This window comes from Bartonella sp. AP65SXKL, from assembly GCF_042195725.1.
Lineage (GTDB): Bacteria > Pseudomonadota > Alphaproteobacteria > Rhizobiales > Rhizobiaceae > Bartonella.
Map to the genome: position 1 here is coordinate 1 of NZ_JBHIOW010000072.1, position 992 is coordinate 992.

The window sequence follows — 992 nt, forward strand, 5'->3', positions numbered from 1 at the left end:
CAGCATTGCCAAAAACTCTTGCATTATCATAAACGTGACCATTTTTAAACACAAGAGCCTCATCATACACCCAGCAATTGCCATCATGAGAGAGGTTACTTTCATTTTCAATAAAACCACCCAAGGCACCAGCCTTAACATCAGCAAAGTCTTTTAATGCTTTAATGCGATAAAGGGTATGATTATTAATTACACGCGTTTCATTTGTGAGTGCAAACTTCTTTTGCATGAGCACAATTCCTTTATAGAGATTTAAATTTTTAAATGAGATGTTTAAAGGAGGGCGCCCCCGCCGCGCCCGCGCGTGTCATTTACGCAGCATCACTTTCATATTCGCTGTTATCATCATTGTCATAATACCCTTCAAAATCAGCATAATACTCATGACGATAATAATCATCTTCGCTACCAAACTCAGGATATGCATCATCACAGATATCTTCATTAGCTGTTAAAGAGGCATTGCTATGAATATATGAAGAACCAGAGATAAGAGCATCACAAATAACGGCATCATCAAAAACACGTGATTCATCACAAATGTAAGCAGAGCCACTTATTTTTGCATTGCCTCCGACATGAGCATCATCACAAATGACAGCATTATCGGAAATATGAGCATGATCAGTGACACGGGCGTTATCATAAATTTGTGCATTGCCTTCAATTACAACGGCGTTGCTAGCATGCGCATTACCAGACAGTTTTGCATTGTCCTTTAATGTCATACCTTCAAAAATAGCATTCCCATAAATTTGAGCATTACCATAGACATCAACAAAAAAGCTTTTTACTTTAGCATTTCCAAAGACGCGTGCATTTTGAAAGACCCGAGCTTTATTATACACCCAGCAATTACCTTCATGAGATAAGTTGCTTTCATTTTCAATATACCCCCCTAAATCGCCTTTTTTGACATCATCAAAATCTCTTAAGGCTCTAATTCGAGTTAAGAAATGACCATCGATATATTCACAATCATCAATAAATTC

The 992-nt window shown here is 37.5% G+C and carries 1 protein-coding gene and 1 pseudogene; both read right to left on the bottom strand.

Going from position 1 to position 992, the window contains the following annotated elements; genetic code table 11:
• Window positions 1-229: pseudogene (locus ACFIMP_RS09730) on the bottom strand (hypothetical protein); the annotation flags it as partial.
• 82 nt (window positions 230-311) lie between these two features.
• Window positions 312-992 (bottom strand): LbetaH domain-containing protein (locus tag ACFIMP_RS09735; protein ID WP_375686336.1); only part of this gene is annotated, 681 nt, incomplete at its 5' end.